The organism is Seonamhaeicola marinus (assembly GCF_008085455.1).
On record NZ_VSDQ01000125.1, the window covers coordinates 1 to 293 of the forward strand.

At 34.1% G+C, this 293-nt stretch carries 1 protein-coding gene; it reads left to right on the forward strand.

The features are described from left to right. Nucleotides 1-293, forward strand: a 293-nt coding sequence (locus FUA24_RS01060) for an arginase family protein (protein WP_187388122.1), incomplete at both ends; no start/stop codon positions are given.

The following is a 293-nucleotide window of genomic DNA, read 5'->3' on the forward strand; positions in this document are numbered from 1 at the left end:
AATCGGTAATGGATTTAGATAAAACATACTTTGCACACGAAATGGCTATTGATGATACTTGGATGGATTCAGCTATTGAACAAATGACAGATAACGTGTTTATTACTTTTGATCTTGATGCTTTTGATCCTTCAATATTACCAAGTACAGGTACGCCAGAACCAGGTGGTTTATTATGGTATGAAACCTTAGATTTTTTAAAGCAGGTGTTTGAAGAAAAAAATGTGGTTGGGTTTGATATAGTTGAACTTTGCCCTAATGAAGCTGAAAAATCATCAGACTTTTTAGCTGCA